Below are 526 nucleotides of genomic sequence, written 5' to 3' on the forward strand. Positions count from 1 at the left end.
AGCAGATCATCTCTGCCGGCTGCGCGGCCCACGCGATGCTCTACGCCGCGTTCGCCCAGGGCCTCGGTGCCATGTGGCGCACGGGGACCTACGCGCATGACAGGACCGTCTGGCGAGGTCTTGGGCTTGGCGAGCAGGAAGAACTGATCGGCTATCTCTATCTGGGCCAGCCCGGCGGGCGCTACCCCGATGCCCCGGCGCGCAACCCGGCGGACTTCGTAGAACGATGGAGCTAGCGCGGCGCCCCAGTCCTGGACGATGAACGTAAAAGGTCGCCGGGAAAGGAAAAACGGCTTGCGATCACGGGCTTAGCTCGATACTATGTGCGCCGTTCTGAACGCACCGGCACAGCCGTTACGAGAAGAGCGAAAATGCGGAGGGGTGTCCGAGTGGTCGAAGGAGCACGCCTGGAAAGTGTGTAAGTCGCAAGGCTTCGAGGGTTCGAATCCCTCCCCCTCCGCCACCGAATTGAAAAGAACCGGCTCTCAGCAGCCGGTTTTTTCATGCCTGGAATGAGGCATTGGTG

General features: G+C 62.4%; 1 protein-coding gene and 1 tRNA gene. Both read left to right on the forward strand.

Annotated features, from left to right (window positions below; translation table 11 throughout):
- The coding region (locus tag BTW07_RS18885; protein ID WP_208605449.1) for a nitroreductase family protein at positions 1-236 on the forward strand (236 nt) is incomplete at its 5' end.
- Between the two features lie 139 nt (positions 237-375).
- Positions 376-463 (forward strand) — tRNA-Ser (locus BTW07_RS18890).
- Positions 464-526: the final 63 nt, after the last annotated feature.

This window comes from Salinicola socius, assembly GCF_001937195.1.
Classification (GTDB): Bacteria; Pseudomonadota; Gammaproteobacteria; order Pseudomonadales; family Halomonadaceae; genus Salinicola; species Salinicola socius.